The organism is Nitrosovibrio sp. Nv6, assembly GCF_900110495.1.
GTDB lineage: Bacteria > Pseudomonadota > Gammaproteobacteria > Burkholderiales > Nitrosomonadaceae > Nitrosospira.
Genome location: NZ_FODX01000001.1, coordinates 266,894 through 293,226, shown reverse-complemented (window position 1 = coordinate 293,226; position 26,333 = coordinate 266,894). Strand labels below are relative to the sequence as shown.

Annotated in this window: 23 protein-coding genes; 5 read left to right on the top strand and 18 right to left on the bottom strand. The window is 52.9% G+C overall.

Annotated elements, in window-relative coordinates; all coding sequences use genetic code 11:
* The first annotated feature begins 397 nt into the window (after window positions 1-397).
* A complete protein-coding gene (locus tag BMX66_RS01435; protein WP_090877676.1) occupies window positions 398-1,123 on the top strand; it encodes a glycosyltransferase in 726 nt (241 codons plus the stop codon).
* A 35-nt stretch (window positions 1,124-1,158) separates the two neighbouring features.
* Here the strand turns inward: BMX66_RS01435 and BMX66_RS01430 are convergent, their stop codons facing one another.
* Window positions 1,159-1,395, bottom strand: a complete 237-nt coding sequence (locus tag BMX66_RS01430) for a hypothetical protein (protein ID WP_255398748.1) — start codon at window positions 1,393-1,395, stop codon at window positions 1,159-1,161.
* A 107-nt stretch (window positions 1,396-1,502) separates the two neighbouring features.
* Window positions 1,503-2,192: a type 1 glutamine amidotransferase domain-containing protein gene (locus BMX66_RS01425; RefSeq protein ID WP_090877674.1), complete on the bottom strand. Its 690-nt coding sequence runs from the start codon at window positions 2,190-2,192 to the stop codon at window positions 1,503-1,505.
* 274 nt (window positions 2,193-2,466) lie between these two features.
* Between BMX66_RS01425 and BMX66_RS01420 the strand changes: the two genes are divergently transcribed.
* Window positions 2,467-3,486 (top strand): NAD(P)H-quinone oxidoreductase, encoded by a 1,020-nt coding sequence (locus BMX66_RS01420; protein WP_255398747.1) that lies wholly within the window; start codon window positions 2,467-2,469, stop codon window positions 3,484-3,486.
* A 59-nt stretch (window positions 3,487-3,545) separates the two neighbouring features.
* On the opposite strand, the gene BMX66_RS01415 is transcribed toward BMX66_RS01420, so the two are convergent.
* The 5 genes from BMX66_RS01415 to BMX66_RS01395 form a co-directional block, all read right to left on the bottom strand.
* Window positions 3,546-3,947, bottom strand: a complete 402-nt coding sequence (locus BMX66_RS01415) for a VOC family protein (RefSeq protein WP_090877670.1) — start codon at window positions 3,945-3,947, stop codon at window positions 3,546-3,548.
* 150 nt (window positions 3,948-4,097) lie between these two features.
* Window positions 4,098-4,535: a YciI family protein gene (locus BMX66_RS01410; RefSeq protein ID WP_090877668.1), complete on the bottom strand. Its 438-nt coding sequence runs from the start codon at window positions 4,533-4,535 to the stop codon at window positions 4,098-4,100.
* 134 nt (window positions 4,536-4,669) lie between these two features.
* On the bottom strand, window positions 4,670-5,119 hold the full coding sequence (locus tag BMX66_RS01405; protein WP_090877666.1) for a YybH family protein: 450 nt from the start codon (window positions 5,117-5,119) through the stop codon (window positions 4,670-4,672).
* A 121-nt stretch (window positions 5,120-5,240) separates the two neighbouring features.
* Window positions 5,241-5,933: an MgtC/SapB family protein gene (locus BMX66_RS01400; protein WP_090877664.1), complete on the bottom strand. Its 693-nt coding sequence runs from the start codon at window positions 5,931-5,933 to the stop codon at window positions 5,241-5,243.
* 220 nt (window positions 5,934-6,153) lie between these two features.
* Entirely contained in the window at window positions 6,154-7,944 is a 1,791-nt protein-coding gene (locus BMX66_RS01395) for a tetratricopeptide repeat protein (protein ID WP_090877663.1), read from the bottom strand.
* A 456-nt stretch (window positions 7,945-8,400) separates the two neighbouring features.
* Here BMX66_RS01395 and BMX66_RS01390 point away from each other — a divergent pair, with 456 nt between their 5' ends.
* A complete protein-coding gene (locus tag BMX66_RS01390) occupies window positions 8,401-8,667 on the top strand; it encodes a hypothetical protein (RefSeq protein WP_143058174.1) in 267 nt (88 codons plus the stop codon).
* Window positions 8,668-8,887: 220 nt separating this feature from the next.
* Here the strand turns inward: BMX66_RS01390 and BMX66_RS01385 are convergent, their stop codons facing one another.
* The 6 genes from BMX66_RS01385 to tmk all read right to left on the bottom strand — a co-directional run bounded on the left by BMX66_RS01385 (window position 8,888) and on the right by tmk (window position 13,596).
* Window positions 8,888-9,631, bottom strand: coding sequence for an SDR family oxidoreductase (locus tag BMX66_RS01385; protein WP_090877658.1), 744 nt, complete (start codon window positions 9,629-9,631; stop codon window positions 8,888-8,890).
* A gap of 243 nt (window positions 9,632-9,874) precedes the next feature.
* Window positions 9,875-10,264 (bottom strand): VOC family protein, encoded by a 390-nt coding sequence (locus BMX66_RS01380; protein ID WP_090877656.1) that lies wholly within the window; start codon window positions 10,262-10,264, stop codon window positions 9,875-9,877.
* Window positions 10,265-10,322: 58 nt separating this feature from the next.
* Window positions 10,323-10,976: an ankyrin repeat domain-containing protein gene (locus BMX66_RS01375; RefSeq protein ID WP_090877654.1), complete on the bottom strand. Its 654-nt coding sequence runs from the start codon at window positions 10,974-10,976 to the stop codon at window positions 10,323-10,325.
* Between the two features lie 3 nt (window positions 10,977-10,979).
* On the bottom strand, window positions 10,980-11,744 hold the full coding sequence (locus BMX66_RS01370) for a TatD family hydrolase (RefSeq protein WP_090877652.1): 765 nt from the start codon (window positions 11,742-11,744) through the stop codon (window positions 10,980-10,982).
* A 73-nt stretch (window positions 11,745-11,817) separates the two neighbouring features.
* Complete coding sequence (gene holB, locus BMX66_RS01365) at window positions 11,818-12,885, bottom strand: DNA polymerase III subunit delta' (RefSeq protein WP_255398745.1); 1,068 nt, start codon at window positions 12,883-12,885, stop codon at window positions 11,818-11,820.
* Window positions 12,886-12,963: 78 nt separating this feature from the next.
* The gene (gene tmk, locus BMX66_RS01360) at window positions 12,964-13,596 is read right to left on the bottom strand and encodes a dTMP kinase (RefSeq protein WP_090879656.1); all 633 of its coding nucleotides are present in this window, start codon (window positions 13,594-13,596) and stop codon (window positions 12,964-12,966) included.
* A gap of 294 nt (window positions 13,597-13,890) precedes the next feature.
* Here tmk and BMX66_RS01355 point away from each other — a divergent pair, with 294 nt between their 5' ends.
* Entirely contained in the window at window positions 13,891-14,649 is a 759-nt protein-coding gene (locus BMX66_RS01355) for a hypothetical protein (protein WP_090877648.1), read from the top strand.
* A 273-nt stretch (window positions 14,650-14,922) separates the two neighbouring features.
* Here the strand turns inward: BMX66_RS01355 and msrA are convergent, their stop codons facing one another.
* The 5 genes from msrA to BMX66_RS01325 all read right to left on the bottom strand — a co-directional run bounded on the left by msrA (window position 14,923) and on the right by BMX66_RS01325 (window position 21,859).
* Window positions 14,923-15,636, bottom strand: coding sequence for a peptide-methionine (S)-S-oxide reductase MsrA (gene msrA, locus BMX66_RS01350; RefSeq protein ID WP_255398744.1), 714 nt, complete (start codon window positions 15,634-15,636; stop codon window positions 14,923-14,925).
* A gap of 17 nt (window positions 15,637-15,653) precedes the next feature.
* Window positions 15,654-16,178: a peptide-methionine (R)-S-oxide reductase MsrB gene (msrB, locus tag BMX66_RS01345; RefSeq protein ID WP_090877646.1), complete on the bottom strand. Its 525-nt coding sequence runs from the start codon at window positions 16,176-16,178 to the stop codon at window positions 15,654-15,656.
* Between the two features lie 101 nt (window positions 16,179-16,279).
* Window positions 16,280-16,807, bottom strand: coding sequence for a DUF1269 domain-containing protein (locus BMX66_RS01340; protein WP_090877644.1), 528 nt, complete (start codon window positions 16,805-16,807; stop codon window positions 16,280-16,282).
* A gap of 44 nt (window positions 16,808-16,851) precedes the next feature.
* Complete coding sequence (locus BMX66_RS01335; RefSeq protein WP_090877642.1) at window positions 16,852-19,293, bottom strand: 3-keto-alpha-glucoside-1,2-lyase-like domain-containing protein; 2,442 nt, start codon at window positions 19,291-19,293, stop codon at window positions 16,852-16,854.
* Between the two features lie 1,159 nt (window positions 19,294-20,452).
* Entirely contained in the window at window positions 20,453-21,859 is a 1,407-nt protein-coding gene (locus BMX66_RS01325; protein WP_090877636.1) for a carboxypeptidase-like regulatory domain-containing protein, read from the bottom strand.
* 544 nt (window positions 21,860-22,403) lie between these two features.
* Here BMX66_RS01325 and hrpA point away from each other — a divergent pair.
* Window positions 22,404-26,285, top strand: coding sequence for an ATP-dependent RNA helicase HrpA (hrpA, locus tag BMX66_RS01320; protein WP_090877633.1), 3,882 nt, complete (start codon window positions 22,404-22,406; stop codon window positions 26,283-26,285).
* Window positions 26,286-26,333 lie beyond the last annotated feature (48 nt).

Here is a 26,333-nt window from a genome sequence, read left to right as displayed (position 1 = left end):
ATTATGGACGCTATTAGCCATTGCATGACCCCAACTTCACTCATATATAACCTCCGCGATGGTAGTTGATCAGCGACTTTGAAGATGCCAAGTATAATCAGGCCCTCTCCCTATGCCTAAAAAGTCTACTGGAACATACTGAAAACTGATTTAATCGTTCGTTGCCCACGTCTCCCTTTTACTCCCGAACGGTTTTGGATCAGCGGTTCCAGTGGGAACCAATTTCTTTATAGTTTAAGCAGGTTTTTATGCAATTCCCGAAAATGTGGCACGGGTGGGATCTCGGGCCCATCTATTTTCCATTAAAGCTGCACAGGAATTTTTGTATGCCTTTTCGTGCGCAGTCCTATTTTCGCGGATAATGGCGAGTTCGAGCCTAAAACCGGAATCCATTGGAATGCATCTCTCAATTATCATCCCGGCCTTTAATGAAGAGCGCTTGATCGAGCAGTGCTTGCAGTCCGTCTACGCATCTCTCGCCGCAAATAGTCAACCCGGTTTTACATCGGAAATCATCGTGGTTGACAACAACTCCACCGACAATACGGCCAGCCTGGCAAGGCAGGCAGGTGCACGGGTCGTTTTTGAGCCGGTCAACCAGATTGGCCGCGCGCGCAACGCCGGCGCAGCCGAGGCAACCGGTGACTGGATGCTGTTTGTAGATGCGGACAGTATTTTAAATCCCGAATTGCTTGCCGATATCTTGCAGCTCATCGAAGGTGGTAAATACGTGGGTTGCGGCAGCGCAATACGGATGGAAGGATTGCCATGGTGGGCGGACGGAGTATTGAAACTGTGGACCGTGACGTCGGTCGTGTTTCGCTGGGCGGCGGGCGCACTGGTCGTATCTCGCAGTGATGCATTTCGTGATGTCGGCGGCTTCGATCAGGAACTGTACGCTGCTGATGAAGTAATCTTGAGTCAGAAACTGAAGAAATGGGGACAGCAGCGCGGCCTTCAATTCGTCATTTTGACAAAACACCCGCTGGAATCCTCGGCGCGCAAGGTGCAGCTGTATTCGGGACGCGAGATTGCGGGCCAGATCCTGCGCGTTATTTTGCGCCCACGCCGGACGCTGCAAGACAAGAAACATCTATCAGTATGGTATGACGGACGACGTTGAGCCGGAATGTGCAAGACAAAGGGCCACAGATGCCATTACCACAGATCCCCCAGCACCCTGTTGAGCACAAAGAGCAACACAGCGAGCGTAAGCAAGCCCACCAGTTTGCCCCGTTCCTCGATCATGTGAGCGGCCAGCCCAGACGTACGGCTGAGGCGGCGGAAGAAATAAAGAGCAACAAAAATGCCAACCACCATGGCTGCGTACAATATCTCCACGTACCCTACATTAAAATACCATTCACTTTTGTCCACGTTGACTGTTCCTGTCATCCTCTTTGCTGGTCCCTATGGACGGGCCACGGCCAGCTGTTTAAGACAATGTCGAATAAGTGCGTATGGCGCACCCTACCCCTGAAATCCATGGCTTTATAGCGTATCTATGGCGTCGACTCCCCCAACAGCCTCAGCAGCTCTTCTGCTGCAGGGCGTGATGAGGCTGGGTTCTGACCGGTCACCAGCTTGCCGTCCACCTGGACGTAGGGCGCCCAGTTGTCTGCCTTACTGTAAATGGCGCCTCGTTCCCTTAGCTGGTCTTCCAACAGGAAAGGAACCACGTTGGTCAAGCCTACCGCTTCTTCTTCCGTATTTGCAAATCCGGTCACACGTTTTCCTTTAATCAGATATTCACCGTCTTTTCCTCGCACATTGATCAACGCGGCTGGTGCATGGCACACTGCAGCGATCGGCTTGTCAGCCTTCACGAAGTCTTCGAGCAGCGCAATGGATATGGGATTGTCAGGCATGTCCCACATTGGACCATGTCCTCCGGGATAAAAGACAGCGTCAAAGTCGCTTGCCGTTGCATAGACCAACTCTTCCGTGTTGGCGAGTTCAGCCTGTGCAGCGCCATCTGTGCGGAAGCGCTTCGTTAAATGGGTGTGGTTTTCCGGTAGATCGCTTTTTGGATCGACTGGAGGCTGGCCGCCCTTCGGCGAGAACAGCATGATCTCTGCCCCGCCTTCTTTCAGTACATAATAAGGCGCTACGAACTCATCCAGCCAGAAGCCTGTTTTCTTGCCCGTGCTGCCGAGTTGATCGTGAGACGTGAGAACAATGAGAATTTTCATGGAACACCTCCTTCTGATTGAGAACTCGTAGTGATATGCCTGTTAGCGCCTTTCATACGCCTATCTCTTCATCTGGCTCGTCCGCTTCGTACAGCGTTTAGCGCGATACTCAACTATGAGGTTCAAAGAGTATCGCTATTTAGCCCATCGGTCAGGAATTCTTGTGGCGCTCGTGCAGTGGCAAAGACGTTGAGGTAAAGTAGGACTGGACTTCAGTGGTCGATACGGGAATCTTCCCTGCTCCGCCCCTAATTAACCTATAGCAGGAATAGGCTTGGCTTTCAAACCTGACAGTCGGCAGACCATGCTTGCCATTGATATTCAAAGGCCCGGGGGACCGGAGGCACTGGTGCAGGCGGCGCAGCCCATTCCCCAGCCCGGAAGCGGGGAGATCCTGATCAGAGTGATGGCGGCAGGGATCAATCGTCCGGACGTGTTGCAGAGGCGAGGATTGTACCCGCCTCCCCCAGGGGCCTCCACAGTTCCCGGACTCGAAATCGCGGGAGATGTTGTTGCTTCAGGCGAACGCACGGTGCGCTTCAAGGTGGGAGACAAGGTGTGCGCGCTTGTCGCAGGCGGCGGCTACGCCGAATATTGTGCCGTTCATGAAAGTAACGCATTGCCTGTGCCAAAAAATTTCAGCATGGTTGAAGCGGCTGCCTTGCCGGAAACTTTTTTCACGGTTTGGACCAACCTGTTCCAACGCGGCAAGCTTAAAACTGGCGAAACGGTACTGATTCACGGTGGGTCTTCCGGCATCGGCACAACCGCCATCATGCTCTCGAAGGCGTTCGGCGCCACTATTCTGGTGACAGCAGGCTCGGAGGAGAAACGGCAGGCATGCCTGGCGTTGGGCGCTGATCTGGCCATCAATTACCGTACGCAGGACTTTGTCGAGGAAACCAAAAAATTCACTGGAGGCAAAGGGGCAGATGTCATTGTCGATATTATTGCCGGCGACTACGTTGCAAGAAACTACAAGGCAGCTGCGTTGAATGGTCGCATTGTCCAGATCGGCGTCCAGAATGGCCCGGCCAGGGAATTGAACCTGATGACTATGCTGACCAAGCGGCTCACACATACCGGATCCACGTTGCGCTCCCGCAGCGTCGCGGAGAAAGCACAGATTGCGCAGGAACTGGAACAGCAAGTCTGGCCGCTGCTGCAGCAGGGAACATTAAAGCCGGTGATATTTCAGGTGTTCCGGCTTGAGGACGCAGCCAAGGCGCACGCACTGATGGAATCAGGCATGCATATCGGGAAGATCGTTTTAACGGCTGCTGCAATCACATGATATTCCGCGAGCCACCGGCAGCCTGCACCATTTCGTCCCATCGTTGACGTTCGAGCTGATTACTCGCAGTTTACCATCCACGGTATACCGAATTGATCCACGAGCATGCCAAAGCGGGCAGCCCAAAACGTCTCCTGCAGCGGCATCCGTACTGTGCCATTTTCCGATAATGCGCGAAATATGCGTTCTGCATCTTCCGGCAGTTCTATGTTGAGCGATACGGACATGCCCTTTGTTTCTTCATAATGCTCAGGCGGACTGTCCGAACCCATCAATACCTCGTCTCCCACCGTTAAGCGGGCATGCATGATCTTATCGCGCCATTCCGGTGGTGTCTGCTCCGCCATTGGCGAACTCCCGTAGGTGAGGATTACGCCGATTTTGCCTCCAAGGCATTGCTCGTAGAACTTGAACGCTGCCTCGCATTTGCCATTGAAACTAAGATAAGGGTTCAATTGCATGATGCACTCCTTTTTAGCTGATCAATGATTGAGAAGTCCTGTGCGATATCATGTGCTGCCGGTGAAACTTCCCTTCCCTCCTGCAACTCCTGTCGACTCTATGTGATCCTTGTATCTGTCTTGTGTCTTAACATGAATCAATCGTCCATTTCAAGAACCGGGTTTGTTCTGGGCGGACATTTGCGCCTGCATACGCTTCTCTTGCTCCCGGAGTTCGGGAGTGAACTCGACACCGAAGTCATCCGCTTCGAATACCTGGCGAATTTCGATTTCCGCTCTTCCTTCCGTTGGATTGGGGCACCGCTTGACCCATTCGATAGCTTCTTCCTTGGATTTCACCTGGATCAGCCAGAAGCCCGCAATCAGCTTTTTTGGCTCCGGAAAGGGTCCTTCGATCACGGTTCGTTTCTCACCCGAGAATCTGACACGCGCGCCCTTCGCACTTGGGTGGAGTCCCCCGGCCGCGAGCAGCACACCCGCCTCAACCATCTCCTCGTTGTATTTTCCCATGTCAGTCAGGAGCTTTTCGCTGGGCATAATGCCTGCCTCCGTGTTTTTGTCGGCTTTGACCAATAGCATGAATTGCATGATAGTTTCTCCGCTTGATTTCAAATTGGAAATGCGGGTCTTCGGATTGCTTCATTGGCTGGTCCTCACTCAACCGTAAAGCGAACGAGCCTAGGCTCGCTAGATATGCCGCCGGATAAATTTATTTCCTGATGCTATGGTTTGAGATCGAACAATGCCCGGCCACTCTCCATATCGAAGGGTACCGAAAAATGTTCATGCACGATTTTCCATTTTCCGCTTGTCTTGCGATAACAGGTCGTCATGCGCATCCAACCTGCCTTCTCCTGGCCGTTTTCATCTTTTCCACCGCACCAGTTGAGGCAATGAGAGAAAGCTACGTCATCCGCCGCCACAATTTCGAGATCATGAATCTCAAAGATCATCTCGCCGGTTGAACACATGGAAAGACACGCTTCCCAGTGTTTTCTGTATGCCTCCGCTCCCTTGAATTGCAGTTGGGATATTGCATCGAACGCGAGAACATCCGGCGCGTAGGATGACATAATTCCATTGATGTCCTTGGTTTTGGCCGCTTTCAGCCACGTATCCACCAGTTGGCGGATCTCGGCTTCGGCTGTTGCTGCGGTAGTTTTAGTATTCATGATCTTTCTCCATTGTCAAAAAAAAACGATAGGATTGATCCTGATCTTTGAGGGGTGTAGTTATCACACGATACCCATGCACACGGTACAGGATTAAGCATGTGATGTCATTATTAGCTGCTTAACTACCCGTCGTGGAGATGCGGAATTCCCGCACTGACGCCATAGTGCGCAACACTTCTGCTAGAGCAGAAGCTCTGCCAGGATTTGTACTTCGTATATCCATACGATACTCGAACAGTCCAGCCTGAGTAACACGATAACTCATGGTGGCTATCTCAAACCCGTGGTCAGCCACGAGTGTTCTGACTTCATTCTCCGGCATTACATTGTTTCTATCGAAGCTGACGTGATATTGCGCATAGGACTGGCTAGGCAGTTTGTTTTCAATCAGACGAAACAGCGAGAGAACGCCGAAGGTGAGGACGGTTCCGAGTATCCCAGGCAGGAAAAATCCTATCCCCATCAAAATGCCAATGCCGGCCGTGATCCAGATCGAAGCAGCAGTGGTCAATCCTCGGACACTCAGGCCCTCTTTGAAAATCACACCCGCACCGAGAAAACCTATGCCGGTCATAATTCCTTGGGCCATTCGGGTCGGATCCATCCGTATGGAATCAATCGGCACGCTTGGCAACCACTTCTCTTGAAATAGCGTCACCAGCATCAGCAAGCTGGATGCGAGGCATACGAGCGCGTGAGTTCTGAAACCGGCAGGATGACCGTGCAGGCTTCTTTCAAGGCCGATTATGCCGCCTGCTGTCAGTGCCGCGACAAGATGTATGACGATTATCAGAGAATCGTCGGTATTCATATCAGCCTCCGGGGATTATTTCCCTCGGTTATGATAAATGCAAAACGCTGCTGATCGCCGATATTTTTCAGACTGGAAGAATGGTACATGTTTCATGCTAATGTTAATTATAGATAATATAGATAATATATTAATAATAAATGCTTAAATACCATTACTTCTGTCGGCTTGGGCTGGGCTGTCGAGTTCATTGGCCATAGTCAGTCCGTAGAGATACTCTCTACTGTGCGGTGCCCTGCTTCAAGTACTTCAGGGCTTCTTCCAGCTCCGGCAGCCTTTTGTCACCCAGCCACTGACGTACAAACTGGGAGTAGAAGCTTGTAGCGTCCTCTTGATCTCCTTGCCGCGCAGCGGTGCGCGCAGCACCTAGTAGGGAACGTGCCCGATTTGGATGTCGGAGAAGTGCTGCGCCAAACTGTTTGTCAGCTTCCGCGACGCGGTCTGCCTTTAACAGGATTTCACCGAACAGTTCGTGCGGGGGTTTGATCAGTGGAGGTGGTCCCGGGGTGGGCGGGACCAATTCTTCCGTGGCAATTGCTTTCTCCATGTTCTCGATAGCCTCATCCCATTTATCTTCGGAAGCACTTGCGACCGCCGCAATTTCCAGTTTTTGAACTTTCAATACCATCGGCAAAGGCAAACCGATACCAATTAAATCTCCTGTGCCGACTCGCTGTTCCATCGCTGCTAGCTCATCAATACTTTTCCTGGCGTCTCGCGAGTTCTTCTTCGCGGCCGCCATACCACGCGAGAATATCCATAGCGCCCGGACGTACTTGGCTGCTGCCTGAAACGGGCCGGAAGCGTGCTCTATCGCGTCAATCAAATGTGCGGCGTTCTGCTGAAGCGGATCAATTAGCTGTTCGGCCAAATCCCAGCGTTCGGTTTCAACAATGAAAGCAGCAGCCATACCGGAATAGATGAAAGTTCCGTAGCCGACAAAGGACATGTCATCTCCAGGGCCCTCCATCAGGCTTTTTCGCATCAGGTCAAGCAATTCTTCTGCCCTGTTGTAGCGGCCTTGCTGTAAATAGACGTAGAACAGCCAATAAAGATTGTGGTAGTCGCGATTGGCAATGGAAAGATTTTTTTCTTGTACCCATAACGCTTCCTGTGTTGAAGCGGCGTCCACCCACGCCCCTAATTGCAGGTAGATGTGAGCGGGCATATGCAGGGCATGAGGTGCATCGGGCGCGATATCGGCATAACGCCGGGCCGCCGGAAGCGCCAGGATTGCGTGGTCGGGATCGTCAAACGCATGGAGGACGTAGTGCGTGGCGCCGGGGTGATCAGGTTTTTTGCGGGTAACCTCCAACGCAATTGCGCCTGCGCGCATGCGGGTGCGCAAAGCGGCAGGGTCCTCGGGCCGGACGCTTCCAAGCAAAGCAAGCGCCAAAAACGATGCCGCCTCCAGGTCATCCGGATACTCCCGGTAGATCTTTTCCATTGCTGTTGCATAGGCCTTATCGCGAGCGATCTTATCGCCCTCGCCGTATAATGCTTTCACCGCATGCAAATACATACGCTCCCTTGAGGTCGATCCTGGAAGGTTCTCTATTTTTGCAAGCACCTCTCGTGCCGCCTCGAAGTCTTGCTTTCCCCAGAGCGGTTGGTTGTATGTCATCGCTTCGCCCCAGTAGCCCATCATAAAATCCGGTTCGATCTCCGTGGACGCGCGAAACTCATCCAGCGCCAGTTCGTACGAGAAGGAATGAAGGGCGATGATCCCGCGAAGAAACCTGATTTGTGTTTTTTTGGATTTGGCTGAAGTTGGGAAATCGACCGCACCCAATTTGAACTGCTGAGCATTACTCGGGGCAGAGCCATCGCCTGATGTGTGGCATCCATTGCAGACGGGGCTCGGCATCAGATAGCGGCCGCTACCGATGCTGCTGTCATTCGTTGCAACTGCTGTGCCGCAGCAACCGGACGATTGCGCAAGTACGGCTCCGCTGTAGAAGAGAGTAAACGCGATAGCGGTAAGCAGATCCGAATTCGAGGTAAACGGCATTTATACTTCCTCCTTTCTGCTTGGATAGTGGCAGCGCGACCGAGTCCATCCTTGCCATCCCATCGTTGAGGAAGCTCTGCCATATGAGCAAGCGCAGCATCTCTGGCAAGCCGTTATGGAACCGTTAACGCCATCCGGTTTTCCTGACAGCAGGCAGTGGCGCGGTATCGCCCAATATCATTCTGCCTGAGGGTGACGCGTACACGCACGCCGTATCCGTCTCGTGTCAAGCGAGTGGCCGGCGCATCCATGTTTTTATCTTATGTACAGGACTGCTACTGTTCGCCGTCACACATTAGCCACACTTAGGAAACAAAAACGCTGGACATGTATGGGGTCTTGAAAAAGGAAGTTTTACGTATGATTCCCATTTTCTGTAACCGCCTCGGTTAGCGGAACATGAAGCAGCGGATTTGGTCAAAGTTATAGGAGGGGTATTTGAGCAAGGAGGTCGCCGTGAAAACGATACACGAAGTTTTGATGACGGCACCGCCGGCGCAAGTAACACGGTGCAAAATTGCCATGGTGGAGATTGCGCATGGTCACTGGGATGCCGCTGCATTGACAATGGAAGACGCGATACGGGAATCAGAACCCGGAGAATGGGCTCTCGATTGCATGCAGATAAGGGACTTCTGCATGATGATGGATAGAGTGAAATGCCAGGGGATAGGAAGCATAGGAAAAAAACCGGAAAGCGGAGCAGATCAGTTAGTAATCTGAGTGGGCTTCAAGTGCCCGTACGTTTTCCGGCTTTCTATCGCGTAGGAGAATTTGTTGCGATTCCTCTTTTTGCATGGCCTTCCTGGCATTTCTTGACAGAATGAGTGGAGTGAAAGGGACGCTTCATTCGCATCTCATATGAACTAACCCGTCGCCTCATGATCCTAGCCGTTTGATCGGTTGCGTTTTGCCCCCTGCGCATCCTGTGCCGGGTTGCAGTTTATGCCGCGCCGCCGCTCGCGCTAATATTTTGCCCAGTAACCCAACCGGCTTCATCGCTGACCAGAAAAAGCACTACACGGGCGATATCCTTCGGCTCGCCCACGCGTCCAGTAAAGGACATGGCGGCCATCCGTTTGATCGTTTCCTCGCTTTTTCCGGCAGTAAACATTTCGGTATTGACCGGCCCCGGCGAAATGATGTTGGCGGTAATGCCGCGTTCGCCCATTTCTTTCGCGAAGACGCGCGTCAATTGTTCGACTCCGCCTTTACTGGCCGCATATGCGCCGTAATTGGGTAGCATCAACCGCGTCACAGTGCTGGAGACGCTCACCACCCGTCCGCCATCCGCCATGCGGGTGGCGGCTTCCCGCAAAGCATAGAAAACGCCCTTCACGTTAATGTTCAAGACGCGGTCGAATTCCTCGTCACTTATATCGGCAATTCTTTTGGAAAGAAGCACGCCCGCATTGTTGACAAGAATATCCAGGCGCTTGTAGCGCTCGATTGCCGCATCAAATAGCATCCGAACCTCAGTTGGATCACTGATGTCCGCTTTTACAGCCAGCGATTCGCCTCCTGCTTCCGTTATCGCAGCGCACAACATCTCCGCAGCTTTCTGATTTCCTGCGTAGTTGACAACGACTTTGGCGCCGGCCCCCGCCAGGGAGCGGGCGATCTCAGCGCCTATGCCACGTGATGAGCCGGTGATAATGGCGACTTTATCCTGTAGCGGTTTCGTCATTGCAGTGTTTGCGGATGAATACGGCTGCGCTGCTCTTCGCAAGTTTGTGGGTACCTTTTGTCTGCGGGGGTTACGTGCATTGTTTCCTTGTGATTTCGCTTGACGTGCCTGTACTGAAAGCCGGTGATGGCCAGCTTATTTTACGAGGGCTGCGCTGCCAGTTTGAACGCAGTGATACAGCGCGAATGAAGGGTCAGGCAATCGAGCAGGTTGATAATTATATTTTCCCTTGCCCGCCAAATATCAATCGGGGGCTTCAGCAAAGCTCAGCTCTAACCCGTTCCCCGCCGGATCCTTGAAGAATAGCTGAGTTATGCCCAATGCAGGCACTTGGCCCGTCCTGAATTCAATATTGTGCTGCTTCAGGCGCGCTTCCATCTCGGCGCGATTAGTGCAGGTAAACGCCACATGATCAAAGGTTGTGGTCACGTGCGTAAGACGTATCTCATCCGGCTTTGCCTGACTCAGGTGGAGAACGCATTGATCGCCCGCATAAAGCCAATAGCCGAAACTCTCAAAACGCGGCCGCTGACCTTCGGTGAGACCCACGATGTCACAATAGAACGCTTTGAGCTTGTCCATCAGCTCACGTGAAGCGCGCAAATTATAATGATTGAAACCGGTCGTGCTCATGCGATTCGCAGTTAACTGTAGTTACCCCGAAAGGAAGCCTGAAAGGAAGCATCGCGGGTTATTTTTTGGCGCCGTTGGTTTTCAATAATTCGGCGACTTCATCATTTCCCTTGCTCAAGGCCCATTCAAGGGCGGTTTTGTCCCATTCATTTTTGATGTTGGGATCGGCGCCGTTTTTCAGGAGGACCCTGACTGCATCCAGGTGATTGCCTCTTGCCGCCATCATTAACGCGGTCGTCCCATTATCGGAAATGGAATTGACCTGAACACCCCCTTCCAATAATAATTGGACGATGCCTGGATGACCGCCGGATGCTGCGTAAATCAAGGGGTTCCATCCTTTATGGTTGATTTCCGCCCCCTTGACATATAGTTTTTCAACAATATCGCCAAGACCGTTATAGCTGGCCAGCATGATGGCGGTTTCACCATATCTATTGCGCAGGTTGAGCTTGGCACCGGCCTTTATCAACAGATCGACGAGCGCGGCATTTTTATTGCGGACCGCAACCATCAGGAGGGTATTCCCCTGCTCTTCGGGCGTGTTGGGGTCAGCGCCCTGGGAAAGCAATTTTGCTACGTCACCAGTGTTATTGTCTTCAATTGCCCAGCGTAGATCTTCATAGACCCCGGCAATAGCCGTCGGCTGCTGGGACAGGCAAACAGCAAGCACCAGCCCCGCCACGAAAAATGCCTTTCTAGATGAGTTCATGGTTCAGGCCGCCTTGAATAAGTTGAAAAAATTATCGGTAGTGGCTGTACCCACTTCGTCAACGCTGATACCACGCAATGCCGCTATCTCTTCGGCAACATGCCGCACAAATGCCGGCTGATTCATTTTGCCGCGATGAGGTACCGGGGCGAGATAAGGTGAATCGGTTTCTATCAGCATTCTCTCCAGTCTGATTTTTCTGGCCACATCCTTTAGCGCAACCGCGTTCTTGAAAGTAACAATACCGGAAAAAGAGATATAAAAATTCATCTCCATTGCTTGCTGCGCCACTTCCCAGCTTTCCGTAAAGCAATGCATTACCCCGCCGACGCTGTCCGCGCCCTCCTCCGCCATGATGCGCAAGGTATCAGCTGCAGCCTCACGGGTGTGGATGATAAGCGGCTTGGCACATTGCCGGGCTGCGCGGATATGCTGACGGAAACGCTCTCGCTGCCACTCCAGATCGCCTTTGAGGCGAAAGTAATCCAGCCCCGTTTCACCGATGGCGATGACCTTGGGATGATCCGCCAGCGATGCCAGTTGCGCCGCCTGCGGTTCGGTCAGGTTTTCATAATCAGGATGAACGCCGACAGAAGCAAACAGGTTGGGATGCATTTCCGCCAACACCAATACTCGGGGAAAATCTTCCAGATTAACGCTCACGCAAAGTGCATGGGTAACACTATTGTCCCGCATTCTTTCGAGCAGCTCATCGAGATTGCCGGAAAGATCCGGAAAATCGAGATGACAATGGGAATCAACAAACATGTCTGGACAAATAGATACGGAATGGCGATGGGATTGAACGCATTGCAGTTATATTCTTTCAGTCAATTCATTCTCAATTCATTCGCTTTGGTAGCTCCGTGCCTAGAGATAGTACCGTGGCGTAGGAAAACAGCAATTCTTCCAGGAACAATCGAGGGTTGAGTGGATGGCTTGCCAACTGTTGCGTTTCAGCCAGCGTCCGTAAATAAGTTGCCATTGCGTGCGGATCAATGCCGGAGGCGAGTGATTTAATGACGGCAGTCCTATCCAGATGATAGCGGATTTTGCTGGTCAGATGAAAGCTCATTAGATCATAGCACCATTTTTGCAACCAGTTGACCACGGTTGGCAGGTCTGATTTCTGCATTTCCTCCGCCAGAACGATGGGATTGAAATTATCCCGCGTGCTGATCTGTTTGACGAAAGCGCCGTGCCGTTCCAGATAATTTTCATCATTGAATTCCAGCGCCGCCAACGGGGCGTAGCCAGCGGAAGCGAGACACGTTTCCGGATCTTTGACCTCCTGCTGTTGAAGCCAGGCAATAGCCGTCGCGGGGTCAGGCGTGGGCATCGGAATTTGGCGGCAGCGGCTGCGGATGGTCGGCAGTAAAAATTGTGCGTGATGCGATACCAGGATGAATAGCGTTCGCAGAGGCGGCTCTTCCAGGCTCTTCAGCAACGCATTCGCGGCGGCCGGATTCATGGTTTCAGCCGGGTGGATCAGAATGATTTTATAACCGTTTTGGTGGCTGGATATATTGATGAAATCGGCAAGTTCGCGTATTTGCGCGACACTGATCTGTTTACTGGGTTTTTTTCCGGTTTTTGCACCACCCGATTCTGTTCCGGCATCCGCGGCGGTCCTGGTAGTGCTCCTCGCCTCGGTATCGGCGCCATCATCGTCTCTAATGTCATCGGCTGTGCCCGATATTGTCGAAAGGGTTGATAGTGCCTGGGGCTCGACGAGGCGAAAATCGGGATGGCTCCCCTGTTCAAACCATCTACAGCTTAGGCAACTTCGGCATGCCTCACCTTCAACAGACGGAGTTACGCACAGTCGGGATTTAGCCAGCGCAGTCGCAAATGCCAACTTGCCGAGCCCTTTCCTTCCCCGCAGCAATACAGCGTGAGCAGATGACATGCTGCTCCCTTGACTGTTGCCTCGGGCTTGCTCCGCCAATTTTCGCCAAACCTCTTTTTGCCAGGAATAAATAGACATCTAACAGATAGATAGAATGATAATCTCAACTGATTTCTTAACTTCCTCCAGAGACTGGTTAGCGTCTATCACACGTATCCGCTGGGGGAATTTATGCGCCCTTTCCAGATATGCGTCCCGCACTTTCTGGAAAAACTCATCCTGTTCTTTTTCAAAGCGGTCCGCTGCCTTGATGGCATTTATTCGTTTCCTCCCTACTTCAACTGTTACATCGAAATAAAGGGTGAGGTCAGGTTGAAATTCTCCCTGGACCCAATATTCGAGCTCATCGAGTTTTTGCGTTGCCAAGCCCCTGCCCCCGCCTTGATAGGCAAAACTGGCATCGGTGAAACGGTCTGAAATTACCCAATCGCCGCGATCCAGCGCCGGCAGAATGACCTTGTCCAAATGTTCGCGCCTTGCGGCGAACATCAGCAGGGCCTCGGTTTCCGCATGCATTGCCTGACTACGGTAAAGCAGAAGTTCGCGCAACGTTTCGCCCAAAGGCGTGCCGCCCGGCTCGCGCGTCACGATAACGGTTTTTCCTCGGTCCCGCAAAATACCTTCGAGCCAGCTTAGATGCGTGCTCTTGCCCGCCCCGTCTATGCCTTCGAGCGTGATGAATTTACCCCTGGTTGTTCCAGGAGCCGTCATTCGCGAAACCTGCTGGTTCGGCCGATTGTCGCCAATGGTCATTTGTACATCGGAAGGAAGCCGTCCATAAAGATATGGCGAAGTTTAGCCTATACTTGAGATAGGTAATAGCGTCGCGGCCTCGTCTGTATCCCTATTTCACTAAATCGGACGGTTTTTACTTTAAGCCAAAAAAACCGATTCCCGAGGTCCTGGAAATCGGAAACCCGCATTCAGGTATACTGTTCGAGAAACCAAACGTCGCATAGTGTTATGAAAAGACTGAGAAGCATAAATACATTCGGGAGTTCATCCATGACTTGCCCTATCAGCAATATCGGCGGCAATATCGGAAGCTTATTGACGCGGTACGCTACTTTGATTGCGCTGGTATTCGGGCCGTGCTTATCCAGTGCTTTTGCAGAAGAGGCGCAACAGGAGCCGGTAGCCACTGATGTGTCTGAGCAAGCTTCACACCCCATGGGCGACCCGCTGACAGATTTCGAAAAAATGGAGATACATCACCGGCGGTACAGTACCGCTGCCAACAACATGGCCCAATTGTACAAGCAGTTGAATCAAAAAATCCAAGAGGTCTCGTTGGCCGCTAAAACCGCTGAAATCAAGGACAGCTCTCACAACCGGCGCCAGTTGGAAACCAAATTACGTCAACTGGAAATGGCGCGCACTTCCTACAATACGCAATATACGCAGTTGTATTCCCAGATGCAGAACGAGTCTCGCAATTACGCGGCCCTGAGCAATAACCTGAAGGTGAAACACGACGCTGTCAAAGATTCAAGCAAGCGGGAAGATACATCCAGCGAGACCAAGGGCGCGAAGGCGAAACTGGTAAAAACCAGAGAGAGCAAGACGAAAGATTCAAAGGTCAGGAACGCAAAGACCAAAGATCTCCAGACCGATGATGCACCCTTTACGGACTCATCCGCTAAAGATCCAAGAATCATGGACATGGATACTGAAGAGCTGAGATCGAGACGCGACGGAACCATGCCTCTAGCAGCCCCAACCCCAGAACCAAACCCGGGCCCAGCCTTAAACGTTGTACGCTAAGGAAGTTAAGGGATTCGGATTCGCGCGAGCAAGACGATGCATATGAACAGGCTATCAGAAGTAGGTCGGGCTATGCCCGACAGAAGTTTTGATTGTCGAGCATAGCCCGACCTAGAGAAATTAGCTAGACCGATAGATTATGATAGAAAAAGAGGTATGTTGAACGTTGTAATGGGGGTAATGCAGAGGCACATCAGTAATTGTAGCCGTCAAAAATAACGAGGACGGCTCCGCGAGAGTGAGGCCCGAGGATTCCTGACTCACTGGCACCGATCATCGTGAAGTACCCCATACTTCGGCCAGTCGTGCATCCCTGCCGCAGTTGCTGCGGTAGTACGAATAGCGGATCGGATTCTTGATGTAATAGTCTTGATGGTATTCCTCCGCAGGATAAAATTCCGTCGCGGGTAAAATTTCGGTTACGATCGGCTGCGCAAAGCGGCCGGAAGCTTCAAGTTCGGCCTTGGACGCCTCGGCCTGCCACCGCTGATCGTCATTGTGATAGAAGATGGCGCTTCGATATTGCGAGCCGCCGTCGCAAAATTGCCGGTTGGGCGTAAGGGGGTCAATTGTCGGCCAGAAGGCATCCAACAGCTTGGCAAAACTCGTCTTTTCAGGATCGAAGCGTACCTGCACTGCTTCAATATGTCCCGTTTTACCGGAAGACACCTGCTTATAAGTGGGATTGACCACCTTGCCGCCGATGTACCCGGATGTAGTGGATATTACACCCGGCACCTTATCGAAATCCGCCTCCGTGCACCAAAAGCAACCGCCGGCAAAGGTGGCGATCCCTGTGTCGGAAGATTCTTCGTTTAAATTGACGGATGAGCTGGCGGCGGGAACCGCTGCTGATTGGTTGCGCGCGGCCGGTTGTTCGCATGCTGCAAACATAACCATCACCAGACCCAGCAGGAAGCTGCCGAAGGCGCGGCGAATAAGGTGAATGGCGGCGGCCGCATTGTGAGATGTGGATAGCTTGTGCATTGATAGTCCGACGCTGATCAACCCCTGAGCGCCGGCAGCTTTTCACTTTTTGGCACAAACCGGAGTGCCAGCCCGTTGTTGCACCAGCGTTCTCCTCTGGGCGGAGGCCCGTCCTTAAACACGTGGCCTTGGTGGCCCCCGCAGCGTGCGCAATGGTATTCGGTCCGCGGCAGAATCATCTTGAAATCGCGCCTTGTTTCCATGTGCCCTGCGATCGGCTGGGTGAAACTGGGCCATCCCGTTCCGCTTTCAAATTTGTTTGCGCTATCGAATAACGGCAGATAGCACGCGGCGCAAATAAAGGTTCCCTCGCGATCTTCGCGATTCAGCGGGCTACTGCCGGGAGGTTCCGTCTCTTCCTCAAACAGCACCCGATAGGCTGCAGGCGAAACCAGGCCACGCCATTCTTCATGCGGCTTGTCCAAAGGCTGCACCGTTATCACTGTAGGCGTATTTGCGGCGGTCTTGCCGCCGGAGCAGGCCGAAATCAACGGCAGCACTGTCAGTGTGGCAAGACTTTGCAGAATGGCGCGTCGTTTCATGGGAAGCTCCTCATGTTTTTGCAAGCTTGGACCATGACTTCGCGGTATGGTTTCTCGGCCGCGTTTTGTCCGGCTTTTGACGTTGTTGAATTCTCGCCAGGTTACGCCTTTGCTGCCGCTGTTGAGCCCGCAAGCACTTCCCGAAATCTCCTCTCCTGATCTGGCGATAGAGTTGTCCGCAGGACCTTGCCTTTAACATCGGAAAGTTCAGCCAGAACCTTTTCTGGATCCACTTTTCGGGCAAGGATGAAGAGCGCCGATGAGTTGGGGGGAATTGTCTCGCCTAATGAAGTAATGAAATCATCCGGAATACCATAATCCGAAAGAGCACCCGACAGCGCTCCCGCACCCGCGCCTACCATCGTGCCGATCAAAAACCCGGCAGCCGGATTCAGGAAGAGCATCCCCACGAAAGTACCGAGGAGTCCGCCCGAGAGCAGGCCGGCAGATGCATCGTAGTGGGCAAGGTTGATGCTTTGCTTGAGGTGAATCTCGCCCTCTTCGTCGCGAACAACAACAACCGCATCGTAAAGATCTATGAGGTTTTGCCTTTTGAGCGCCCTAAGCCTCCATAAAACTTCCTCTGCCTTTTGCGTGTTTTCAAATCCTATTACCACCAGATCGGACATGTTTTTCTCCTGTCAAACAGTAGAACCTTCTCGGCCCCATTTGGCTAGGGCAAGGGCCTGAAGCGGATGTTGCGGAATGCGACACGCGATCCCAAATGGCCTTGAAATCCAATATAGCCGGGGTCGTTCGCTGTGCCAGGTAGACCCCGCGCCGGATTGCTGTTAGTAAATCGTGTGGTTTGCTGCCCGTTGAGAAACACCGTGTAGGTCTGCCCCTCCACCACAATTTCGAAGTCGTTCCACTGACCAGCAGGTTTCGCTTGTTGACGGGTGAAATCCTGATTATCTTCATTGTAGATGGCGCCCGTCAAACGCTTATCCACACCATCGGGCATTCCCAATTCGTCTATCTGTACCTCAAACCCGAAGTCGACAGCGACATAGGCAGTGTTGCTATAACCTTTTGTATTGGGATTGGGAAATCGCACAAATACGCCGGAATTGCCGCCCTCATCCCACCGCAGCCATTGCAATTTGAGAATGTAGTTGGGCGGCATCGGCTCCGTGTACCACAGCAAACCCAGATCATTTCCTGTCGTATATTCCAACGTTCCATCCACGATTAAAAAGCGTCCCGGATTGCTCTTATCCGGGGCCTGGTTAATTATTTTGGACATGCTCCATTTGCTCATGTCATACCCGTTGGAAGCCGAGGTAAATCCGGCTTCCGGTTGGAAAGGTGTGGGAGCAGGAACGATGGTATCGCCCATCCGGCGCGCAAGTGCCACACCGGTCAACATGGGATTAGGAGAGCCTATGGTCGGGAATAGCGCGGGTCCTATAACATAAGTATTCGGCGAAAAATGAAGACGGCCGTCAGTATTGGTGACAGAGTCAAGAGGGCTGTCGCCCATCGCGAGCGTACCCGCTTCGTGATGAGTTGTACCGAGTTTATCCCTGCGCTTTACAAATGGCGCTACCGAGCTGGGTGGCTGATTTGCCGCGACCCTTTGGTAAGCTCCATCAACCATGACTTCATAAGGCAGACCGTTGGCAAAGACCAGGGCAGCGTCATCCGCCATCTTGTCCATTGCATCCCAGAGAGCCATATCCCTGGTAGAAGGATTAATCGACACAAAGGCACGCGGAACCGAAAATTCGTCGGAACCGGTGAGATGAATTCCGCTATTCGGGTTTTGGGAATCCATTTCGCCAATGCTACGGAGCGTGATAACAACCTGGTCATCGTTAGCGGTAAGGAAGGGAGCAAAGTAGTCTAGGCTTGGTATCTTCTTGAATAGTTCGGGTTCGGTGTCAGCAGTAGGCCGATCCAGACCGGCTGCGGTTATCTGGATATGATGAAAACTGAAACTTGTGTCCGTCCTTTGATGTTGATAGCGTCCCTTGAGGAAGAGCGCCGAAGCTTGAAGCTCATTCGGCAGGCCTTCAGGTAATGCGCTACGCGGGATGCGCAGGGTCAGATTCGAGCGCAGGTGCGCCATCAGATTTTTACCCATCAGATCGGCGTTCGGCACACTATTGAAGGATACCATTGCGAGACGGGCACTCTCGATCGTACCCAAGGCGATGACGACTTTCCCATTGTTGGGTAGCGGAATATTGCCAAGGCTGGTCCCCACTTCCGTCACCCGCCAGCCATTCTCTTCCGGGACGCTTGATAGGCGCGTGATGTGGCAGTTAGGAATAATCATCAAGCGCTTCTTCACGTCATCACCGCCCGATTCGCTCTGTGCCGCCCGGCTCGCTTCAGTCATCAGCGGCACGCTACTGAATTTGTTGAACGGGAAATAGCCCGACCGCGGCGTGCCAGCCTGTACGGCAAGCGGCGCTTCGAGCTTGTACATATCGAACTGGGAAATGGGGGGAGGAGTTTCCAGATTCATTGGCAATTCGGCCAGAGGAACAGCATCGGGAATCAGACCGTTGTTAACCCCATTGAAGAGCATGCTGCGAAGCGCGTTATGCAGCGCGCCGTGAATATAGTCATTGGTCTGACTGGTCCCTATCTGCTGGCTCGCCTGAAAGAAATAACCATTAGGCTTTCTGAGATCGCTGGTCACTGTCGCAGGCCACTTTTCCATTTCGGCTTCCAGCAATTCGGGAGACCAGCCACCGAAATAAAGGGACCGACCTCCGATACAGTACGCCAAACCCGGAAACCCTTTCTCGACATCCGTTCGCCAGGGCAACCCCCAAACCTCCGCTCGAGGACCCGGATCGGTCATGGAGGGCGCCGGCGGATTAAGGCCCAGCATAGGCAGATTCTGCACGTGTTCGGGGATAAGAAAGGGCCCTGCTTCCAGCACCAGAATTCGATGACTATGGGTCGTGTCATTGTGAAACAGGTGCTGCGCAAGGACTCCGCCGAAGCTGCCGCCGCCAATAATGATGATGTCGAATGGACGGGCATCCGGGCGCGTGCCTGCATCCGCACTTTGCGTGGCCTCATCCAGCCCGTTGCAAAGGTAGCGCCCCAGGACATCACGCGTGAAGTCGGTTATTTGAGCAGTAGTGCTGGCTGCCATGAAATATCCCCCAATAACAAAAAAATGGACGTTTGCGAATTGGTCTTCAACTCATCACCTCTTTCAACGCAAAAGATTTTTGCAACTGTTGTTATAGATCGGTATGAGGGTTTGTCAAGCTGGGCAGCTTGGCGGCCTCCTCTTTCGGTCCCAAAAGTATGGATTGTCTGGCGCCCTGATGCCTGTTCCGGAGCCTTCGACTATGTAATGATGCTTGTTGAGTTTGTTGGTTTGTTGATTTGCTGGGCTCGGGTATAGGCCTTCTGATCAGGCGCGGAGGGGTTTGGGTGTAATGACAGGGACAGAAAGATCCTGAGCTGTTAAATCGCACAGCAAAATATCGATCTTTCCGATTGACGTAAACAAAATATTGGATTTTTGTACTTGACTTTATTCTCGGCGGTTATATTATATAGACGTCGTATAAGTGATACCCTCCTTTGTAAGTGGAAACTTGAAACCCGAAGCCGGTTCGTCCGTTTTCGGGTTTTTTTATGCTTGCGAAAAATTGATCCGGAAACACAATTTCGCCTGCGCTCCCGGCCGCGTTCGTGGCCCGCGCGCCGAGTACCTGGCACAAGCCCGAATATACCGATCATTCCCACGCTTTAAATCTTCTTATTTGCGGTGTCCGAGTACAAGCCCTGCTATTTCCACACAAAGACCGAGGGCGAAAAGAACTGCGCCGATCCAGATATTTTCGGGCGCGAAAAACATCAATATGCCGCCCAGTACGAGCAGCGAAATGGATAACACTCGTTTAGTGCGAGTTCTGATCATGATGCATGGAAGCACTTCGCGAACAAGACAATATAAATATAGACTTCAACCTGCAAAATACCAGTCCAGTGGATCGCCCTGCGATGTGCCAATCAAATCTGCCGAAAAGTATTTTCAATATTGCGTCATATAACAGGTCGCCAAAAAGCACGGTGGAGGGAGGCGGTGAGGCGAGTCTGGTCCCTTTCGACTGCTTGCCCATGGAAGGACGGCGGGACTCTTCGGGTTGCGGCAAAAGCGCCGCTCAATACATTGCGCCCCTTGGATTTATTCATCGTAAAGTTCGCAGACGAGGTCAGTTGTGCGCTTATACGGACTCGATTTTGCGGCCCAGTTGCCGATAAGTGATAATCATCGAAGGACTTATTGATAAGCCTTGTTACTTGACCTTCCTGTCCAACTCAACGACCGGTGAATCAGTCAGGGACAGAAGTCGTTCAAGAACCTCGTCAATTTGCCCGGCAAGCCCCGCTGGGACAACGTTATGCACTAGCGAGACCCGAAGTGCTTCATGTAAACCCGCTCGCTTCTCGGTCAGCAAGCGGCGCAGGTTTGCCGGTAACCCCTGACTAAAAAGGCCGTAGGCCATCCCGGGTTCCAATCCGTATTGAAAAGACCATTGCGCGTCCACACGCAAGTGACTTAGCTGTTCAAGCGGAATGTTTGTTTTGCCGTTGAGAAAACTTAAATCCTCATCAGTCAATTCGTGAATTGGTTCTCCCACAATGAATGGTTTCAGCGCGGCAAGATACTGCTCATATTCCGATGGACCAGGAAATTTCCTGGACTCGATCTCCATATCAATGGCCTGTTGTAGCGACGCATCGAACACAATATCGGAAACGGCGATTTCCTCCTCTCCCTCTCCCTGCCGGAAAACGCGCATGACCAGGTCAGCTTGCGCCTTTTTTGCCTGGAATTGCCCTACGCTATAGGTAATTTCATAAAATCCTTCAGCATCGGTGACCGTGTTTCCCAGTAATGCCTCTGCCCGCATATCACGGTCGAAAGCGCGCACGACGACATCCGGAAGCGGGGCACCATCGGCGTAACGGATTATGCCTCGGACGATACATAATCCTTCGGCTGTCATGTCCAGGAATTCCTGAATTGCAGCTGAGGATTTTTTGGTTTCAGCCACAACGTTGCCTTCCGGATCAAACACGCGAACGAGTAAATCGGGGCCTTTTCGTCCGTTTGACCGCCAGGCGTAGTCGATTCGATAAAAACCGTCAGCTTGAAGAGTAGCCGTACTCCCACAGAGCACAAGACTGTTCACGGAGAGCGAATCAAAGGCGCGGACAGTAAAACCGCGAGTGCTGAGAGGGGTGCCGTCGTCCTGGCTGACCTGCCCGCTGACCGTGTAAATGCGTGTCTGAGGGATATCGGGCGTGATGGTCACGGCTGCGATGGCGTCGAGCTGGTTTCTTATTGCTTCAGCCTGTCCCGGTGTCAAGTGCTCAAGGGTAAAACCGCGTTCCCAGAAGATTCGGGCGAAGTCGTCCTGCCTGCCGGGAATGGGTATCACCAACCCGAACAAGGCGCGCAGTTCGCCACCGATAATGATGACCCGAATAGAGTTGTCCGAGATAACGCATTTGGAATAATTCGGACCTGCCAGCGCTGTTTTCAGTTTTTCTATATCGCTTGCATCCAGCCTTTCCAGCAATATGCCGTCGGCTAGAATGTGCTGATGCAGGTTTTTTATACCCTTAATGATGTTCAGCAGTTTTGTGAGAATGGCGAATTTTTTGTCCGGATGACTAAACTGAATCGTGGCTCGCATCTTGCATTTTCCTTTCTTATTGTCCGGATAAATCGCGAATTCTTCAGACGGATAGTCGCCTTATTCGAGAACGGGCAGTGTTCTCGTGCTGTGGCCGATTGATGTTTTCATCTTTTTCTGTCTGGGCAATTGAAAGCAGTCGAGCATCAAGCAACTATGGGATAACTTGCTGCGATGATATCAAGCTAGGGAAAAATCGCATTCTACAATCGTACCTTATCTACAGCGATTCATGTGATTTACACGAGACCTCACGGCCTGCATCACAATCCTTACTTAAGCCGAATGATTGGACTTTGACTCCTGTTTGTCTTGATGGGATCCTGATCTGCTCTTGTGAAGCGGATCATCTTATGCTTTTGGAATTTCTCTCTGACCCGAGCCTGGCATGCCGCTCCACATTCGGGTTGTTTATTAAACATAGCTGATGAGTATGAGAAATCAAGAATAAATTATTACCTCGGGTGTTTCTACATTTCCATCTTGTGCTTTTTGTCCAGCCGTTCTCCTGCGTTAGAATAACCATCCTTTGTTACATCGCCTGATGAAAAAATCTTCTGCCATTTCCGCTGCCGACGCCGCCTGGCGCCTCGCCAACCTTCCCAAACCAATGTATCCCGAAGACCTGCCTGTAGTTGGGCGGCGTGAAGAAATTGCGCGCGCGATAAGGGAGAATCAGGTGGTAATCGTCTGTGGCGAGACCGGCTCGGGCAAGACGACGCAGTTGCCGAAAATCTGCCTCGAGCTCGGCCGCGGGGTGGCGGGAATGATCGGGCATACGCAGCCACGTCGCATTGCCGCGCGCACGGTGGCGGCGCGGATTGCTTCCGAACTCAAAAGTCCGCTGGGGCACGTGGTCGGCTACAAGGTGCGTTTCTCGGACAAGGTCAGTTCGGGGACCTATGTCAAACTCATGACCGATGGCATGCTGCTGGCGGAAACGCAGGGCGATCCTTCTCTCCTTGCCTACGACACGATCATCATCGACGAGGCGCACGAGCGCAGTCTCAATATCGATTTTCTCCTTGGTTATCTCAAGCAGTTGCTGCCCAGGCGGCCAGACCTGAAGCTTCTCGTCACGTCCGCCACCATCAATGCGCAGCGCTTTTCGGCGCATTTCAACGACGCGCCGATTATCGAAGTGTCAGGCCGGATGTATCCGGTGGAAGTGCGTTATCGCCCTTTCGGCCCTAGCCAGAATAAAACCGAAGATGAAGACAAGGAAGAAGGCGGTCTGGAACAGGCCATCCTCGACGCAGTGGACGAAACGACCCGTTCCGGCACGGGAGACATACTGATCTTTCTTCCGGGCGAGCGGGAAATTCGGGAAACCGCCGAGGTGCTGCGCAAGCATGCGTTCAACCGGTTCGGGCCCTCCGCCCCTGGAGGCGGCGGCGGTGCGGATATTCTGCCCTTGTTTGCGCGCTTGTCGTACGCGGAACAGGAGCGCGTGTTCAAGCCCGACAGCAACGTCAGGCGAATCGTGCTCGCTACCAATGTGGCCGAAACATCGCTTACTGTTCCCGGCATACGGTATGTGATCGACACGGGACTGGCGCGACTCAATCGATACAGCTACCGCAACAAGGTGGAGCAGTTGCAGGTGGAAAAAATCTCACGCGCTTCGGCTAACCAGCGGGCTGGACGTTGCGGGCGGGTGATGAGCGGCATCTGTATACGGCTCTATTCGGAAGAGGAATATCTTGCCAGACCGGAGTTCACCGACCCGGAAATTCTACGTTCATCGCTGGCAGCCGTGATTCTGCGTATGAAATCACTGAAGATCGGCGAGGTGGAAAATTTCCCCTTCCTCGAGCCGCCTCCGCCGCGGATGATCGCGGACGGCTACCAACTGCTGGCCGAGCTGGGCGCAGTTGATGACAGCAATATGCTGACAAGCATAGGCTGGCGACTGGCAAAGTTTCCGATCGATCCGAAAATCGCACGCATGATACTGGCTGCAAAAGAGGAGAACTGCCTGAGTGAAGTGCTCATCATCACTGCCGCCCTCAGCGTGCAGGACCCGCGCGACCGACCATTCGAGCGGCAGGAAGCAGCGGACAGGGCGCATCAGCGTTTTCAGGACGAGCGCTCCGACTTTCTGGGCTACCTCAGGCTGTGGGAGTTTTTCGATGAATTGTTGAAACATAAAAAATCCAACCGCAAGCTCATGGCACAGTGCCAGGAAAATTTCTTGTCGCACCGCAGGATGCGCGAGTGGCGTGAGGTTCATGGTCAGTTGCATACATTGGTGGCGGAACTGGGGTTGAGGCCCAATCAGATTCCCGCTGGTTATGACGAAATTCATCGGGCACTCCTTGCGGGGCTGCTGGGCAACATCGGCTTCAAGGCTGAGGAGACCGGCGAATATCTGGGAGCAAGGGGAATCAAGTTCTCCATTTTTCCAGGCTCCGTACTGAAAAAAACTAAATCCAAATGGGTGATGGCAGCTGAGCTGGCCGAGACCACAAAGCTCTACGGGCGATGCGCAGCCAGAATCGACCCGCTTTGGGTGGAGAAAATCGCCGGCCGACTATGCAAGAAGCACTACTTCGATCCGCATTGGGAAAAGAAAACGGCGCAGGTGTCGGCATTCGAGCGGGTGACCCTGTACGGCCTTACCGTTGTGCCAAAGCGGCGGGTTTATTACGGCAACATCAATCCGGGGGAAGCGCGTGAAATTTTTATCCGCTCGGCACTCGTCGCGGGTGAATATGTAACCCAGGCGCCTTTTTTCGAGCATAACCGCAAACTGATCGCCGATGTCGCAGCGCTGGAACACAAGACGCGCCGGCCGGATGTGCTGGTGGACGACGCGGAAATTTTTGCGTTTTACGATGCCATTATTCCCGGTGGAACAGGCAACGGCGCAGCGTTCGAAAAATGGCGGAGACAAGCGGAACAGGAAAACCCGCGGCTGCTCTTTCTCTCCAGGGAATACCTGATGCGCCACGAGGCCAACAGCGTCACGGAAGAGCGATATCCAGGTAGCATAACGGTGGACGGCGTCCGGCTACCGCTCACCTATCGATTCGACCCTGGACATATATTGGATGGCGTCACCGTTACCGTGCCGCTGCCGCTGCTCAACAAGCTGAATTCAGCGCGATTCGACAACCTCGTTCCGGGTTTGGTCCGCGAAAAGGTGACCTGGTACCTGAAAGCGCTTCCCAAGCAGGTCCGCCGTCATGTTGTGCCGATACCGGAATTTGTAACACGATTTCTGGAAAGCCAGGAGCGGGGAGAGGCGGTACCTCGGTCCCCGTCCTTGCCGCTGACTGAGGCATTAGGGGACTTTATTCGGGCCAAAACCGGCATCGCCGTCCCACAGGACGCGTGGCGCGACGAGAAACCGCCGTCCCATCTGTTGATGAATTACGAGGTCGTGGACGATGCGGGGCAGGAGTTGGCGATGAGCCGCGATCTCGCGCAACTGAAGGCGCAGCTTGGTCAGGCGGCGCAGTTGACATTCTCGCGCCCGGATTCGAGTGAACGCCTGCCGATCGAGCGCGACGACGTAAAACGCTGGGACTTTGGCGACCTGCCCGAAGAAATCGCTTTTATCCGTGCCGGCAAAAAACTGACCGGCTACCCGGCGCTCGTCAACCGGGAGGGGAAAGTGGCGATCCATTTGTTCGATACGCGTGAGGCGGCACAGGCGAGCATGCGCGGCGGCGTGCTGCAGTTGCTGCGTTTCGAGCTAAAGGAACAGATGAAGCAGCTGGAGAAGAATCTGTCAGGGCAAGGGCGATACCTGAGCCCAGCCTTATTGCAATTACATACGCTCATCGGGGCAGAGGCGCTTCGCGAAGATATGCTGAACGCCATTGCCGATCGTGCCTTTATCGGTGATGATTCGCTGCCGCACAGCGAAAAGGAGTTCATTGCCCAACGGCAGCGCGCAAGAGCGCGCCTCCCAGCCGTGGCTGAAGCGGTTATACGAATGGTACAAAACATTGCGAACGAATGCCAAACGTTAATGGGCAGGTTGTCCGCAACGGGAGGGGTTGGTGGAAGTGCGTTGGCGAAATCTGGCGCAGGTTCAGGCAAGCTGAAAGGCGGCCTTGATGCCCAATTGCGCACACAATTGCATAATCTGGTTTATCCGGGGTTTTTGAATGCCACCCCATGGGACCGGCTGCAACACCTGCCGCGGTATCTGAAAGGAATGATTCTGCGGCTGGACAAATATCCCGCCAACCCGGAGCGCGACGCGCGCCACGGCGGCGTTATTGCCGGATTATGGAATCAGTATGAGCAACGGTTGGAAAAACATCGCAAGGCCGGTATCTGCGACCCCGCCCTTGCCGAATTCCGATGGCAGATCGAGGAACTGCGCATCTCGCTATTCGCCCAGGAACTGAAAACGCCCTACCCTGTTTCCGCCAAACGCTTGCAGAAATTGTGGGAGGAAGTCATCTCGTGAATCTCAATTCAGGCTTCAGCTACCCCTAGTTCACAGAGAGCATATGCG